General features: G+C 71.6%; 13 protein-coding genes. 2 read left to right on the forward strand and 11 right to left on the reverse strand.

Features of this window, described 5'->3' with window-relative positions:
• The first annotated feature begins 73 nt into the window (after window positions 1-73).
• The gene (locus AB0D12_RS03120; protein WP_362676513.1) at window positions 74-1,264 is read left to right on the forward strand and encodes a histidine kinase; all 1,191 of its coding nucleotides are present in this window, start codon (window positions 74-76) and stop codon (window positions 1,262-1,264) included.
• Between the two features lie 9 nt (window positions 1,265-1,273).
• On the opposite strand, the gene AB0D12_RS03125 is transcribed toward AB0D12_RS03120, so the two are convergent.
• On the reverse strand, window positions 1,274-1,879 hold the full coding sequence (locus AB0D12_RS03125) for a response regulator transcription factor (RefSeq protein WP_362676515.1): 606 nt from the start codon (window positions 1,877-1,879) through the stop codon (window positions 1,274-1,276).
• A gap of 126 nt (window positions 1,880-2,005) precedes the next feature.
• On the opposite strand from AB0D12_RS03125, the gene AB0D12_RS03130 reads away from it, so the two are divergent.
• Complete coding sequence (locus AB0D12_RS03130) at window positions 2,006-3,205, forward strand: cytochrome P450 (RefSeq protein ID WP_362676517.1); 1,200 nt, start codon at window positions 2,006-2,008, stop codon at window positions 3,203-3,205.
• A gap of 12 nt (window positions 3,206-3,217) precedes the next feature.
• On the opposite strand, the gene AB0D12_RS03135 is transcribed toward AB0D12_RS03130, so the two are convergent.
• The 10 genes from AB0D12_RS03135 to AB0D12_RS03180 form a co-directional block, all read right to left on the reverse strand.
• Window positions 3,218-3,529 (reverse strand): DUF4260 family protein, encoded by a 312-nt coding sequence (locus AB0D12_RS03135; protein WP_362676519.1) that lies wholly within the window; start codon window positions 3,527-3,529, stop codon window positions 3,218-3,220.
• Window positions 3,530-3,765: 236 nt separating this feature from the next.
• The gene (locus AB0D12_RS03140; RefSeq protein ID WP_362676521.1) at window positions 3,766-4,890 is read right to left on the reverse strand and encodes an alpha/beta fold hydrolase; all 1,125 of its coding nucleotides are present in this window, start codon (window positions 4,888-4,890) and stop codon (window positions 3,766-3,768) included.
• A complete protein-coding gene (locus tag AB0D12_RS03145; protein WP_362676523.1) occupies window positions 4,887-6,137 on the reverse strand; it encodes an FAD-dependent monooxygenase in 1,251 nt (416 codons plus the stop codon). Before AB0D12_RS03145 ends, AB0D12_RS03140 begins: the two co-directional genes overlap by 4 nt.
• Window positions 6,134-7,000: a 4'-phosphopantetheinyl transferase superfamily protein gene (locus AB0D12_RS03150; RefSeq protein WP_362676525.1), complete on the reverse strand. Its 867-nt coding sequence runs from the start codon at window positions 6,998-7,000 to the stop codon at window positions 6,134-6,136. Before AB0D12_RS03150 ends, AB0D12_RS03145 begins: the two co-directional genes overlap by 4 nt.
• Window positions 6,897-7,748, reverse strand: coding sequence for a 2-oxo acid dehydrogenase subunit E2 (locus AB0D12_RS03155; protein ID WP_362676527.1), 852 nt, complete (start codon window positions 7,746-7,748; stop codon window positions 6,897-6,899). The genes AB0D12_RS03150 and AB0D12_RS03155 overlap by 104 nt, the downstream gene beginning before the upstream one ends.
• A complete protein-coding gene (locus AB0D12_RS03160; protein WP_362676529.1) occupies window positions 7,745-7,972 on the reverse strand; it encodes a phosphopantetheine-binding protein in 228 nt (75 codons plus the stop codon). Before AB0D12_RS03160 ends, AB0D12_RS03155 begins: the two co-directional genes overlap by 4 nt.
• A complete protein-coding gene (locus AB0D12_RS03165; RefSeq protein ID WP_362676530.1) occupies window positions 7,951-9,873 on the reverse strand; it encodes an HAD-IIIC family phosphatase in 1,923 nt (640 codons plus the stop codon). Before AB0D12_RS03165 ends, AB0D12_RS03160 begins: the two co-directional genes overlap by 22 nt.
• Window positions 9,870-10,943: a 3-oxoacyl-ACP synthase III family protein gene (locus AB0D12_RS03170; protein ID WP_362676532.1), complete on the reverse strand. Its 1,074-nt coding sequence runs from the start codon at window positions 10,941-10,943 to the stop codon at window positions 9,870-9,872. The genes AB0D12_RS03165 and AB0D12_RS03170 overlap by 4 nt, the downstream gene beginning before the upstream one ends.
• Complete coding sequence (locus AB0D12_RS03175; protein ID WP_362676534.1) at window positions 10,940-14,014, reverse strand: beta-ketoacyl synthase N-terminal-like domain-containing protein; 3,075 nt, start codon at window positions 14,012-14,014, stop codon at window positions 10,940-10,942. Before AB0D12_RS03175 ends, AB0D12_RS03170 begins: the two co-directional genes overlap by 4 nt.
• A 2-nt stretch (window positions 14,015-14,016) precedes the next feature.
• On the reverse strand, window positions 14,017-14,346 hold the full coding sequence (locus AB0D12_RS03180) for an acyl carrier protein (protein ID WP_362676536.1): 330 nt from the start codon (window positions 14,344-14,346) through the stop codon (window positions 14,017-14,019).
• Window positions 14,347-14,356 lie beyond the last annotated feature (10 nt).

Raw genomic sequence — 14,356 nt, forward strand, 5'->3', positions numbered from 1 at the left:
GGGTCACATGCTTGACGTGAATCGAACCCAGGAGAGACAACACTTGCACAGCGCAGACCACCGCGATCCAGCCATGTACGGTCGCGATGGAGGGGATGCAGGACTGGCTCCCAAGATCGCCCTGGGCATCCTGCTGGTTGCTCTCGGCGGCGTGCTGGCCGCTGCGACCCTGCATCTGCTCACCGTGCAGCAGAGCTTGTTCCAACTCATCGCGGGCGCGCTGGCCCTGCTCGGGATGTTCGCGTGCCAGGTGGTGCTCTCGGCACCCCGTCGGGTACGGCTCAAGCGCAGACAGCAGTACTGGATCCTGGTCATCCAACTGGCGCTGAGCTATCCGCCGATCCTGCTGATGGGTACCGCTTGGGTGGGGATCACCGGCTTTCTCACCGGATCACTGCTGCTCGTCCTGCGCTCACCGTGGTCATGGGTGTGCGCAGGACTCAGCGTCGCCACCACCATGGGCCTGACGACGACCTGGTCCGGCAGGACCTACCTCGACGTCACGTACATCGGCGTCTCCACCATCACGACCGCGAGTCTGGTCTACGGACTGACGTCGCTCTCCGAGATGGTGCTCAAACTGCGCAGCGCGCAACAGGAGATCGCCCGGCTCGCGGTGGAACAGGAGCGGCTGCGCTTCGCCCGCGATCTGCACGATCTGCTGGGATACAGCCTCTCGGCGATCACTCTCCGCAGCGAGCTGACGCTGCGGCTGGTCGATCAGCATCCGGCGCGGGCCCGCGAAGAGCTCTCCACCGTGCTGGAGATCTCCCGTCAGGCGCTCGCCGACACCCGGCAGGTCGCCCGCAGCTATCGGGACATGTCGTTCTGCGCGGAACTCGCCTCCGCCCGCTCGGTGTTCGGCGCGGCAGGCATAGGCATCGAGGTCGACTCCACGCTGATGGACCTGCCCGACCGGGTGGGCACGGTGCTGGCGACCGTACTGCGGGAGGGGATCACCAATATCCTGCGGCACAGCACGGTCCGCCGCTGCCACATCTCGGCACGGGATATGGGCAATGGCACGGTGGTGCTGCATGTGAGGAACGACGGGGTCGCCCGCGGGTCCGGCGATCCGGCCTCGTACGACGGCAGCGGAATCGGCAATCTCTCCACCCGTGTCAGCGTGATCGGCGGTGAACTCACTGCCGGTGTACGGGCGGACGGCTGCTTCCATCTGGAGGCGAAGGTGCCGCTGGACTGCGGAGACAGCCGGAGGGCGCACCGGCCGGCCCTGGTCCTCATGGACAAGCAGATCATTTAGGGCGGGCGCTCAGAGCCAGCCCTGCTCCCGGGCGATGCGGATCGCGTCGACGCGGTTGCGCGCGCCCAGTTTGGTGACGACTGTCGTCAGATAGTTCCGTACGGTCCCCACGGTCAGATACAGCCGTCCCGCGATGTCGGGCGCCTCGGCCCCGCCCGCGGCCATCCGCAGCACCTCGGTCTCCCGGGCGGTGAGGGGATTGTCCCTGGCCGCCCAGGCGTCGAGGGCGAGCTGCGGGTCAATCACCCGCTCACCCGAGGACACCCGCCTGATGGCGTCCGCGAGTTGGCTCGGCGGCGCGTCCTTGAGGATGAACCCGGACACCTGGGCCTCCAGCGCCCGGCGCAGATTGCCGGGTCGGCCGAGTCCGGTGAGGATCAGGGTGCGGCAGGACGGCTGTTTGGCATGGACCTCGGCGGCGGCGGACAGCCCGTCGACACCCGGCAGATCGATGTCGAGCACCGCCACATGGGGATGGTGCTGCAGCACCGCGGGCAGAATGTCACGTCCCGTTCCGACCTCCGCCACTATCTGTATGTCGGCCTCGAGGTTGAGCAGGGCGACCAGTGCTCCCCGCACCATGTGCATGTCCTCGGCAAGGACCACTCTGATCATGTGCGATGGATCCCGCAGCACTCGGCCTCCCCCAACCCGCCGTCAGCGAAGGCTGAGGATACCTCCCCGACCCGTCCTGAACATCCGCTCGAGCACATCCCGAGTACCAGGTCGGACGGTGTGGTTATGCCTCAGGACTCCGCGGTGCGCAGCTACCCGCCCCCTCGTCACTCGGCGACCGACCTTCCGGAGGAGTACGCGCGGCTGCGCAGCAACGCCCCGGTGTCCGACGTCGTCATGCCCAGCGGCGACGGAGCGTATCTGTTCAGCCGCTACGACGATGTACGTACTGTCCTCTCCGACGCCCGGTGCAGCAGAGCGGCCACGGTGCTTCCCGAGTCGCCGAAGCTCACAGCCGTCCCGTTCGACGCGGGCGGTCTTTTCACCATGGACCCGCCGGAGCACACCAGGCTGCGCTCCCTCGTCTCGAGTGCCTTTACGGCGCGCCGGGTTGACCTGTTGCGGCCCCGTATCCAGGAGCTGGCGGACGAGCTGCTGGAACGGATGGCGGATGAGGGTGGCCCGGTCGACTTCAACGAGGCCTTCGCCTTCCCCTATCCCGTTGCCGTGATCTGCGAGTTGCTGGGTGTGCCCTTCGCCGACCGGGAGCTGTTCAGGGGCTGGTCGGACGCGGTCCTCTCGCTCACCGCGCACACGCCCGAGCAGATGCTGGAGCGCAAGCTGGCGCTCGTCACCTATCTGCAGCATCTCGTGGCCGAGAAGCGGCAGCAGCCCGGCGACGACCTTCTCAGCGCGCTCGTCCAGGTACGGGACGAGGCCGGCCCGCTGACCGAGCACGAGCTGATCACCATGGCGATGACGCTGCTGATCGCCGGGCACGAGACGACGGTGGGGGTGCTGGGCACTTCGGTGTTCACGCTGCTGCGGCACAGCGGCGGCATGGGTCTGGTGCCCACGTCGCCGGAGCCGGCGGCCACGCTCGTGGAGGAGCTGCTGCGGATCAATCCCATCGGGGACGGCGGTCCGCTCAGGGTCACCACGGCCGAGATCGAGGTGGGGGGCACGGCCGTGCCGGCGGGCAGCGCGGTCATCGGAGCGATCTGCTCCGCCAATCGGGACGAGAGCCGGTTCCCGGACGCGGACCGCTTCGATCCGGGCCGCCGGGACGCCTCGCATCTGGCCTTCGGACACGGCCCGCACTACTGCCTGGGCGCACCGCTGGCACGGGCCGAGCTGCAGATCGCCCTCGGCTCACTGGCCCGCCGCCTTCCCTCGCTGCGACTTGCCGTGCCGGTGGAGGAGGTCCGGATGCACACCGGGCTGCTGGTCAACCGGCTGGAGTCGCTGCCGGTGAACTGGGGCTGAGGAACGAGGAGTTCAGTACCGCAGACCGTCGGGCCTGCGGGGCCCGTACCCGAAGGCGCGGTCGACGGCGATATGGCCCAGCCAGCCGAGCCCGGCGACCGCGAAGCGCCGGCTGCGTGTGAGGGCCGCGAGCGTGAGCAGGGCGGCGGGTACGGCGGGCGAATGCAGCACGTTGTAGGGGCGTACGGCGTAGGAGGGCAGGCGCTCGAAGGCGGGCGCGGCCGCGATGCCGTAGAGCAGGGCGATGTCGGGGAGCACGGTGGTCGTCCAGAGCACCCGGCTGCTGGCCCCTCCGAGGCGCGCGCCCGCGACGAGGGCGGCCACGCCGACGACGCCGCTGAGGGTCCGCCCCGCGGGGGCGTGATAGGTCCAGCCGGAGCGTTCCCCGCCCCTTCCCCCAACTGGGGGCAAGCCCCCGGACCCCCGGACGCCCTTCGGGCGTGTCCTCAATCGCCGGACGGGCTGGCCTTCCCGCCCGACGGGCGGGAAAATCCAGCCTCGCCGACGTTTGAGGCGCGGGGTCTGGGGCGGAGCCCCGGTTCGCCTGCCACGGGCGTCGTTCATACAGCCAGCCTTCCTCTCCGGCTCAGCAGGCGCTGCGTCCCGTCCGCCGCGGCCAGCAGCCCTCTGGGCACCGGATGCGCACCCACCGTGCGAAGCGCGGCGCGGAGCAGGGCCACGCGCACCCGGCCGAGCTCGGCCGGCGCGCCGTGCTCGTCGTCGAGCAGCAGCACCTCCCGCCGAGCCGTGCGGTCGCGCAGCAGCGCGGCCGTTTCGGCGAGCGGCACGATGTCGTCGCGCAGCGCGGCTGCGTAGGTGACCGGGATGTCCAGCCGTCTCAACTCGTTCTCGGTCAGCGCCCATTCACGTACGGCGTCGAGGACGTCATCCGGCTTGCAGCCGATGAGATGGGCGAGCGTGAGCACGGTCGTGCCGGGGACCCGGCGCTGCCACTCCCGGTCGAGAAAGAAATGACGCAGCGGTGCGCCCACGGTGGCGACCCCGCGCACCCGCTCGTCGACAAGGGCCGCGCGCAGTGCCAGATGGCCGCCGAAGCTCAGCGCGATGGCGCACGTCCGCCGTACCTCGGCCCGGTCCGCCACCGCGTCGAGCACCGCGCTGAGCATGCGATGGCTGTCCGCGCGGTACGGCAGCGTGTTCTCACCGACGCCCGGCATCTCGGTGACTGCCAGGGCCACGCCGAGGGCGTCGGCGCGCGCCAGGATCGGTGCCCACTGTTCCTTGACGCTGACGATGCCGCCCATGACGACGATCAACGGACGGGGCCGGGTGGCGGAAAGTCCGGCCGTCCAGCAGGCGAACCTGCCCTCGGGCAGGGCGATGTCGATACGGTCCATGCCGGGGCGCGTCCGGCGCCACTGGTCGAAGGACTGGACGCACAGCAGCTGCGCGCGACGGCGTACGACATCGTCGGCGGCGGCGTACGGGAAGCGGGCGAGGCCGTAGTGGCGGCAGGCCTGCAGCCATTTGCCGCGGCCGGCCAGCCGGTCCCCCGCGCGGCTCCAGACGGCCGGCCAGGAGTCGCGCCCCGCTCCGTACGCGGTCGCCACCCCGGCCAGCAGCCGGCGGCAGTGGGCGGGTGCGAGGCCCTGTGCGCGGGCGTGCAGCAGCACATAGCGGCGCAACTCCTGCAGCGACAGCGAGGGCCTGTGCGGATCGTTCATGTCCGCTGCTCCGTCCGGCGCAGGACCGCAGCGGGCCCGGGCCGCTGACCGGGAAAGTACGCCGGTGCGAGTACCCGGCGCTGGAGGGCGGGGCTCGCGTTCATCGCCCGGTACACGGTGCGCCGTAGCGCCGCCGCCGGCCGCGCGGAGAGGCTGAACATCCGCTCCTGGCGCAGCTGCAGCCCCCGGGAGCGCCGGACCGCGCCCTCCCTGGTCTGCTGGAAGGCGAGCACGGCGGCGGCGAGGGCGGCCGGACGGCCGCTGCGGGGCGCACCGAGAGCATCGGCGAGCAGCGGAGCGAGTGCGACCGCGTCGGCCAGAGCGTGGTTGACGCCCTGGCCGAGTACGGGCGAGAGAGTGTGCGCGGCATCGCCGATCAGTACGACTCCGGGCGCCGACCAGCGCCGTACATCGGTGGTGAAGATGTCCAGCAGAGTGGTGTCGGACCAGCCGCGTATGCCGTCGACAGCCTCCTTCTCGAGCTCGGGCGCGAGCTCCGCGAGCCGCGCGTGCAGCTGCCCGAGCCCGCCCGAACGCAGTTCACGCAGACCGCCCTTGGGGATGTTGAGGCCCACCCGCAGAGTGCCGTCGGTGCTGGGCAGGAAGAGTCCGTGGCGGCCCGAGCTGATCCGTACCCGGTAGGCGCGCCGGTCCCAGGCGGCCGGGAACGGCAGCTTCATCCAGATCACGTCCCGTTCCAGCGGCGTGCGCTTCGCGACGCGGTCGAGGCCGGAGAGCCGGCGTACGGAGCTGTAGCGGCCGTCCGCGCCGACGGTTATCTCGGCCCGTATCTCCATCAGCCCGTCGGGCGTCCTGGCGCGCACTCCGCGCACCGCGCACCCGTCCAGCAGCAGCTCGGCCGCCGAGGCCGGTTCGACGACGGTACAGCCGCCCTGCTCCGCGGCCGCCTCGGCCAGCGCGGACAGCAGTACGGGCTGGGCCAGCTCCACCGGATGGCGATAGGCGTACGGGAAGGTCTCGAACCGTACGTCGAGGACGCGGGCGCCTTTGTCGGCGATCTCCAGCCGGTGCACCTCGTGCGTGTGCTCCCGCACGCGTTCCAGCACGTCCAGGCCGGCCAGCAGGCGCACCCCGTCGGGCGAGACGGACTCGCCGCGGAAGACTCGTGCTCCGCCCGTGCGCTGTTCCAGCAGGACCACCCGGCGCCCGAGGCGTACCAGCGCGAGAGCGAGAGCGCGGCCCCCGGGGCCGCCACCCACCACACAGACCTCTGTCGTGATCGTCATGCCGGTGACTCGTCCTGTCCCGTGTTCGCCAGCGCCTCCAGGAGGCCGGCGTCGAGCATGGTGGAGGCCGCGGTGTCGCTGGTGTCCCCGAAGCCCGCGTCGAACAGCGCCACGCTCACCGTGTACCGGCGGTCCACCAGGCAGGTGTGGAAGGTCCATTCGTCGCCGGTCCCCCGCGATCCGTCCGGTCTCAGGACCTGCACTCTGCGCTCCTGGGGTCCGAAGCCGAACTCGGTGAAACGGAACCGCATGCCCTGTCCGATCGCTTTGCTGTACGCCTCCTTCAGCGTCCACAGGCGTACCAGCGCGCCGTTGCGCCGCTCGTCGGCGATCTGCGCGAGGGCCGTGCGCTCGTGCGGCGTACACACCTGGTTCTCGGTGCCGAGTCCGAGCATCGGCCGGTCCCTGAGCTCGGCGTCCACACCGATCCAGCCCCGGCGGGTCAGCCCGACCAGGAGCAGCGTGTCGGTGTGGCTGAGGCTGATGTCGATCTGGTCGAGGCCGCGCAGATAGGGGCGTCCGCCCGGCTTGTAGGCGAGTTCGACACTCTGCGGTTCGGCCTCGATGACCGCGCACGCGACATGTTTGAGCAGCAGCCTGGACGCCACGAAACGGGACCGGATCTGATAGTGCGTCATGGCGGCGAAGCGCGCGTAGTCGCGGCCCAGCAGCGGGCGCAGCTCCGGCGCGTCCAGGTCGCCCGGCAGCCAGTCGTCGAGCTGGGCGTGGACCACCACGCTGCCGTACTCCCGTACCGCGTCACGGACTTGCTCCCAGGGGCCCTCGGGGCCGGTCACCCGCACGGGCCGCGCGAATCCCTGCTCCGTCGCGGGGTTCGCCACGGGTCCCGGAAAGATCACCATGCCAGCCCTCCAACCGCTTCACCACTCCGTCGAGTACGTCCGCCGCGGCAGCTCCGTCGAGCACTCTGTGATCGAAGGTCAGGCCGAGGCGCATGACCGGCGCTGCCGTCACCCCGCCACCACGCACCACGGCACGGTCGACCACCCGTCCCGCGCAGAAGGTGACCGCCGTGCCGCCGTAGGAGTGGAAGATGTCGACAGCGCGGTGCCCGAGCGAGCTCACCGCGAAGGTCCCGAGCCGCTGGGCCCTGGTGCCCGGACTCCGTACTCCGAGCCGGAACACCAACTCCCCGACGGGCGGCGGCAGCTGGTTCAGCAGCCGCACCGCGGCGGCACCGGGAAGGTCGTGCGGGTCGCTCTCGCGGCACAGGTCCACCAAATCCTGGATCTCCGTCAGTGACGCCACGTCCATGCGCGGCAGTACGGCGGTGAGCACCACGCGCTCGCCCGCTTCGGTCCTGCGGTCGAGGGCGAGTTTGGCCGCCACGTCCGGCAGCGGCGCGGTGCGCGGCCACAGAACGCCCCGCGCGATCGCGCGGGCCTCGGGATGCCGGGCGACGACCCGACCGGCGGCATACAGCAGATAACTCACCACCGAGTACCGCAGGTCCGCCCGGCGCGCGGCCGCGCGGTGCTCCTCGACGCGGGTCATGTCGACATCGGCGCCCAGATGCACGGGGGCCGCTGCCCGTGCCCAGTTCAGGTAGTAGCGCGTATGGCGCCTCGCCCGGTCACCGGACACGCTCATGTCCCCACCGCTACGGTCCAGATCTCGCCCAGGCTGCGCGCCTCGAGCAGCTCGGCTACCGGCACCGCCCTGCCCAGCTCCCGCTCCAGCAGGCTGACGAGCCGCAGCAGACTCACCGAGTCCCAGCAGGGCAGCTCGGTCAGCTCACGTTCCGCGTCGGCCGGCTCGAGATCGGTACCCAGGTGTTCGTTGGCGAGAGAGATCAGATCGACGACGGTGTGCATGACTCCACCTCCTGGGCCCGGTCGTGCGTGAGGCGCAGCCGCAGCCGCACATGGGACGGGACGGGCGGCAGCTCCTCCAGAGCGTGCAGGTAGCGGACCTCGCCACTGCTCTCGTGCGTGGTCCGGAAGCCGTGCGCGGGACAGAAGGCGCGCTGCGCCTCGTTGGCCACAGTCGGCCGCCACGCTGCGTGTACGGCGGGCAGGTGGGCCTCGCGGGCCGCGTGCAGCAGCCCGGCCAGTACGGCGTTCTCGATCCCGCGACCGAGCACCCGGCAGCTGACGACCATGTTCTCCAGATGCAGTCCCGCGCCGTCCGTTCGGGCGAACACCGCGCCGACCACTCCGTCGTCGCCGAAGCGGTCGATGGCCCGTACCGCGAGCACGAGCGCGTCCGGGTCCTGCGCGATGTGCTGGATCTGTGCGCCGGTCAGCCGTTCCCCGGTGAGGTTGAAGCGGTTGGTCCGCAGGCTCAACTGGGCGATTCTTGCGGTCTCATGGCTGGCGGCGGGGCCGGCGTCGACCTCGATGTCCAGGTTCCTCAGGAAGCTCTCGTAGTCCTTCGACGCGGCCCGCCGGCGCTCGCGCTGTTCGCGTTCCCGGTAGCGGGCGGCCCGGCCTCGGTCCTCCTCGGTGACGGAGGGTACGTCGAACCAGGCGTCGGCCAGCAGGCGTTCGGTGTGGTGGGCGGGCTCGCCGTCCAGGGGAACGACGGCAGCGCCGGGCACTCCTGCCCGCACGACCTCCCGCTCGAAGTGGCTGTCGTCGGCGAAGACCACGGCGGACGGCGAGATGCCCAGGTCCGACGCGATCCTGCGGACGCCTTCGGCCTTGGAGCCCCAGTCGGCGACGATGCTGACGAAGTCATCCGTGCTCAGCGGCCAGTCGGGGTGGGCCGCCAGGGCGCGGGCCACCGGTACCGGATCGTTTTTGCTGCACACGGCGAGCAGTACGCCCTGGGAGGCGAGCTGTTCGACGGTACGTCTGAAGCCGGCGAACGCGCCCGCGCGCAGCGAGTCCGCGGCCCGTACCTTCTCGGGGCCGTCCTCGGCGAGTATCCCGTCCCACAGCGTGCCGTCGAGGTCGAGCACCAGGCACTTCTTGGCGTCGCCGCGCTGCGCCCGGGCGAGGTGCGCGGCCTCGCGGGCGTACCCGGCGAGCAGCTCGGCGGTGCAGTGCGCGTCGGCGTACGCGCCCAGGCGCGGATCGTCGGCGCGCACTCCGGCAGCGGTCAGCGGTTCCAGGTCGAGTACGGCCACACCTGCCGCCGGGTCGGTCATCCGCAGCAGGTCGGCATTGAACTCGCGCCAGATGGCGCCCAGTTCGGCGCGCTGCGCGAGTCCGGTGAGCTGGTGGGTGAAGCGCCGCAGCAGCGGCACGGTGTTCAGTACCAAGGTCGCGCCGGCCGGGGCGTGTGCCGCGTGGGCGCCGCCGAGTTCGGCCAGCAGCAGCCGCTGGCGCTCGGCCTCGAGGGCCGTGTCGTACGGCTGCCAGGGCGGCCGCACCCGGTCCCAGACGGTGAACGGGTCCAGTACGCACAGGGTGAGGTCCGGCTCGTGTGCGTACAGTCCGGAGGCAGGGTCGGCCAGGTCCTGGACATAGCCGCCGCTGCCGCCGGCGTACGGGATCAGCAGCAGTCCGTGCCGGGCCAGCTGGGCGGTGAGCGCTGGGACGAGCCCGGCCGTGGTGGAGCGACCGGTCACCGCGATCCGTACCGACGGGGTGCCGGGGTGGGCCGCGAGCACGTCCGAGGGGTCCAGTCGGGCGAGCAGCCGTCCCGCGAGGTCGAGTTCACCGTCGTCGAGCCGGGCGAGCAGCTCGGGGATCCGGGCATACGCGTCGACGAGCCGGCCCGCCGAGTGCAGCGCCCGGAATTCTTGCTGTGCTCCGCCCCGCGCGCTCATCCCGTCGCCTCCACTGCGAAGCCGGACTTGATCCATTTGCTGGACTCGATCGCGATACCGACCGCGCGACCCCCTGCCGCCAGCCGTGGCAGAAGCCGCTCCAGCTGGAGGAAGACCAGCGCGTTCCCGTTGTTTCCGGTCTCCGCGACACAGGAGACCTCCTCCCACTCGAGGCCCTGCCTCAGACCCCTCGTGATCCGCTCGGTCATCCGACCGCTGAGCTGAGGCGGAAGGACATGGCCGAGGGACTCGGCGGGCCAGCCGAGCGTGTCGAGCAGGGTGTCGAGCATCTCCTGGGCCATGACCGGCACCCGGGCCTCGACGGCCTTGTAGTCCTCCGTGACGGCGGGCCGGCCGGAGTGGCGGTCCGCCTGTCCGAACCACTCGACGCGCTGGCCCGGCGCGCTGCCGAGACCGCTGAGCCGGTGGTCGGCCCTGCTGAGCACGGCACGGGCGGTGCCGGGTGCACGGCTGAGGGCGACGGCTCCCGCGCCGTCGCCGAACAGCACATAGTTGACCAGCTGGGAGGGCGGCATCTCCCGGAAGTCCTGGCGCAGATCGAGGTGTTTGCTGCAGACGTCGCCGCCGATCACCAGGCCGACCGGTCTTTGGCCGCGCGCCCCGCCCACGAGGAGCGACGAGGCGAGCGCCATCGCCTGGACGGCGCCCGAGCAGCCGGACTGGAGCTGGTACACGGGCACCCCGTCGATGCCGAGCCGGTCGGCCACCAGCGCGGCCGTGGTCGGCATCAGGGCGTCCGGGGTCGCGGTGGCGAGGACGATGAACGCCACGTCGTCGGGGTCGGCCCCGGCGTCGGCGAGCGCCCGGTCGGCGGCGTCGGTGCACAGGTCCTCGAGGGTCCAGCGGACCGTTCCGCCGTCGAGGTCGAGCGCGAAGTGCCGGGTCCTGGTGCCGATGAATGTCTCCATCCACTCCGGGGCGATACCGAGGCGGAGGGACAGCGCGGCGTTGTCGACGGGCTCGCCGGGCAGGGCGGTGCCGACACCGGCCAGCAGGACCGGTCCGCCCCGGCCGCCGGACCGGCTCACCGCGCCACCGGACGCGTTCACTCGGACTCACCTCGCGAGAGCGGTCCGGCCCGCCCTGCCGACCCGCTCTTCGGCCGGGGGTCCGGGGGTTGTCCCCCGGGAAGACACAGCGCCCGGGGGTCCGGGGGTTGTCCCCCGGGAAGGCACAGCGCCCGGGGGTCCGGGGGTTGTCCCCCGGGAAGACACAGCAGCTGCTCGCCCAGATACCCGATGAGTGACTCGACGCTGACCAGGCTGGAGAGCATCTCCGGCATGGACAGTTCGCCGATCTCGGGGAAGCGGACCTCCAGCCGGTACTTGAGCTCCATCAGCATCACGGAGTCGAAGCCGAGGTCGTCGTAGAAGCGCAGGGCGTCGTCGAGTTCGTCCTGCCGGATGCCCCCGACCATGGCGACGGCCTCGTGCACTACCTGGCGTACGCGGTCGGGCGCGGCGGCGTCGGTGGCAGCGCGGGCGGGTGCGCCGGCCGGCTGCGGAGCCGGGCCCGTCACCGTGAGCTGCTGCTGCCAGGAGCGCCATTCGGTGGAGAAGACATGGGCGGGCATCCGCACGGCCCGTTTCGCCGCGTCCGGGTAGAAGGCGTCCCAGGCGGGGTCGAGGCCGTCCTGGTGCAGGTGGGCGAGGAGTTCACCGAGCTCCCGCAGCCCGGAGTCCTCGTTGCGGCAGACGCCGATGGCGGGCACGTCACGAGCCGGCCCGATCCGCCGGATCAGATTGCTGAGCACCGGTTTGGGGCCGATCTCGACGATATGGGTGGGCGGCCGGTCGCAGAGGGAGGTGACAGCGCTCTCGAACCGTACGGTCGCCGAGATGTGCTCCGTCCAGTAGGCGGCGTCCAGTTCCTCGCCGGGCGCCAGCAGTCGGCCGCGTACTGTCGAGTGGAACGGCAGCCGGGGCCGGCCGCCCGGGATACGTGAGGCGACCCGCTCGAAGCGGCGCAGCATGGGTGTCATCAGTGGCGAGTGGAACGCATGCGAGACCCGCAGCGGCGTGCAGACAAGGCCCCGCTCCTCGAGCCGGGCGCGGATCCGGCTCAGAGCCGCAAGGTCGCCGGAGAGAACCGTGGCGCCGGGCCCGTTGAGTGCGCCGATGCCGACGGTGGGCTCGTCGGCGACAAGTGCGGCGGCCTCCGCGGGACGGGCCCTGGTCGCCAGCATCCCGCCGCCCTCGGGCAGTTGCTGCATAAAGGCGCCGCGGACGGCCACGAGCCGTGCCGCGTCCGCCAGGTCGAGCGCCTCGGCGACGACGGCCGCGGCGAACTCGCCGATACTGTGCCCGACGACCGCCGCCGGCCGCACGCCGAGCTCCATCAGCGTGCGGGACAGCGCGTACTGCACGGCGAAGAGAGCGGGCTGAGTGGTACCGGTCCGGTGGACGGCAGGATCCCCGGCGAGGATCGACTCGTGGACGGGGGTGACGGTGTACGGCTGCAGGGCTTTGGACGCCTCCTCGAGGAAGGTCCGGTAGACGGCGGACTGCTCGTACAGCCGGGCGGTCATCCGCGGGTACTGGGCGCCCTGTCCGGTGAACGCGAAGGCCAGCACGGGTTCTTCGGCGGCCGCTGCGGGTTCGGCGTATGCGGTCTCCAGCTCCGCCCCGGCGAACAGCCGGGAGGCGAGTTCCTCGGGTCCGTCGGCGGCGGTGGCGAAGCGGTACGGCAGGGCGGCGCGGGAGCGGTTGCTGGTCCAGCAGAGCCGGGCCAGTTCGGCGCCGGTGCGGCCCGCGACATCAACGGCCTGGAGCCGCAGATTGCGGCGCAGGGCCCGCGGGGTGTCGGCGGACAGCGTGAACACGCCGACGCGCGGGCCGGGTTCGACGGCGGGTGCCGCCGACTGCGGGGCCGTCGCGAGGACCACATGGGCGTTGGTGCCGCCCATGCCGAAGCTGGAGACGCCCGCCCGGCAGCCGTCGGCTGGCAGCGCGAGCGGCTCGTTGATCAGTTCCATGGAGCGGCGGGCCAGCCCGAGCCGCGGATTCTCCTGACCGCACCACGGACCGCCGGGCACGACTCCGTGCCGCAGCGACAGCACGGTCTTGATCAGTCCGGCGATCCCGGCCGCGCCCTCGGTGTGCCCGATCGCGCCCTTGACCGCGCCGATGGCCAGGGGCCACTCCCGTACGCCGTGTTCGTCGCGGAACACGTCGCCGAGCGACAGCACTTCGATCTGGTCGCCGAGCGGTGTGCCGGTGCCGTGCGCCTCGATGAAGCGGATCTCGTGGGGCGCGACCGCGGCCCGGCGGCAGGCGGTGGCGATCACCTCGCGCTGGGATGCGCGGTGCGGCGCCATGATGCCGTTGCTGCGGCCGTCCTGGTTGACGGCACTGCCGAGGATGACCGCGTGGACGGGGTCGCCGTCGCGTACCGCGTCCTCGAGCAGGCGCAGCGCCACCACGCCCACGCCCTCGCCGCGCCCGATGCCGTTGGCGGCTTCGGAGAACGGTTTGCACCGACCGTCGGGGGCGGCGAGCCCCGCCTGGGCGTAGATCTCGTCGAGGACCGAACCGACGACGATATTGACGCCGCCGGCGAGCGCCAGGTCGCACTCGCCGGAGCGCAGGGCGGTGCAGGCGAGGTGCACGGCGACCAGGGAGGAGGAGCACGCGGTGTCCACGGTGAGGCTGGGGCCGCGCAGATCGAGCTGGTAGGCGATGCGGTTGGCGAGCATGGAGCGGCCGCTGCCGGTGCCGGTCCTCGGGGTGACCCCGTCGGGCGAGGCGAGGCTGAGCCGCATCCAGTCGTCGGACATGGAGCCCACATAGGTGCCCACCGAGCCGCCCGCCAGGCGCGTCGGGGAGATCCCGGCGTCCTCGACGGCTCGCCAGGAGCATTCGAGCAGCAGCCGCTGCTGCGGATCCATGGCTTTCGCGTCGGCGGTGGGCACGCCGAAGAAGGAACGGTCGAAGGCGTCGGCGTCGGTCAGGAAGCCACCGGGCACGGCCGAGGGGCCGCGTGACGCGGGACGTTCGCCGATGGCGTGCGCCCCGCTCAGCAGCAGCCTCCAGTACGCCTCCGGTCCTGGCGCGCCGGGGAATCTGCAGTCCACACCCACCACCGCGACCGGGTGCCGGGACGGGCCTGATGAACGGCCCATGGTCACACCTCCCGATGCTCGCCGCCGGCCTTCGTGAACTCCTCGGCAAGGTGACGGGCCAGATCGTCGGCCGTGGGGTGGTCCCAGGCGACGGTCGGTTCGAGGAAGAGACCGAACTCCTCCTCGATGTCCCCGTAGAGGCTGAGCGCCGCCACCGAGTCCAGCCCGTACTCCGCGAAGGGTGTGCGCGGGCCGATCTCCTCGGCGGGGCGCTGCAGATACTCGCTCAGCCGGGTGATCAGCCAGTTGCGGAAGTCGCGTTCGTCGAACTCGGCCACAGGCTTGGTCGACCAGGGACCCGGGGCTTCTCCCCCGGTGGAATGCAGCACCATCTGATGCTCC

It is taken from the genome of Streptomyces sp. NPDC048479, assembly GCF_040651435.1.
Lineage (GTDB): Bacteria > Actinomycetota > Actinomycetes > Streptomycetales > Streptomycetaceae > Streptomyces.

What these genes read in the sequence shown, in the direction of transcription:
- AB0D12_RS03120 (WP_362676513.1), top strand. Translation starts at nt 74, where the DNA reads ATGTACGGTCGCGATGGAGGGGATGCAGGACTGGCTCCCAAGATCGCC.
- AB0D12_RS03125 (WP_362676515.1), bottom strand. Translation starts at nt 1,879, where the DNA reads ATGATCAGAGTGGTCCTTGCCGAGGACATGCACATGGTGCGGGGAGCA.
- AB0D12_RS03130 (WP_362676517.1), top strand. Translation starts at nt 2,006, where the DNA reads ATGCCTCAGGACTCCGCGGTGCGCAGCTACCCGCCCCCTCGTCACTCG.
- AB0D12_RS03140 (WP_362676521.1), bottom strand. Translation starts at nt 4,890, where the DNA reads ATGAACGATCCGCACAGGCCCTCGCTGTCGCTGCAGGAGTTGCGCCGC.
- AB0D12_RS03145 (WP_362676523.1), bottom strand. Translation starts at nt 6,137, where the DNA reads ATGACGATCACGACAGAGGTCTGTGTGGTGGGTGGCGGCCCCGGGGGC.
- AB0D12_RS03150 (WP_362676525.1), bottom strand. Translation starts at nt 7,000, where the DNA reads ATGGTGATCTTTCCGGGACCCGTGGCGAACCCCGCGACGGAGCAGGGA.
- AB0D12_RS03155 (WP_362676527.1), bottom strand. Translation starts at nt 7,748, where the DNA reads ATGAGCGTGTCCGGTGACCGGGCGAGGCGCCATACGCGCTACTACCTG.
- AB0D12_RS03160 (WP_362676529.1), bottom strand. Translation starts at nt 7,972, where the DNA reads ATGCACACCGTCGTCGATCTGATCTCTCTCGCCAACGAACACCTGGGT.
- AB0D12_RS03165 (WP_362676530.1), bottom strand. Translation starts at nt 9,873, where the DNA reads ATGAGCGCGCGGGGCGGAGCACAGCAAGAATTCCGGGCGCTGCACTCG.
- AB0D12_RS03175 (WP_362676534.1), bottom strand. Translation starts at nt 14,014, where the DNA reads ATGGGCCGTTCATCAGGCCCGTCCCGGCACCCGGTCGCGGTGGTGGGT.
- AB0D12_RS03180 (WP_362676536.1), bottom strand. Translation starts at nt 14,346, where the DNA reads ATGGTGCTGCATTCCACCGGGGGAGAAGCCCCGGGTCCCTGGTCGACC.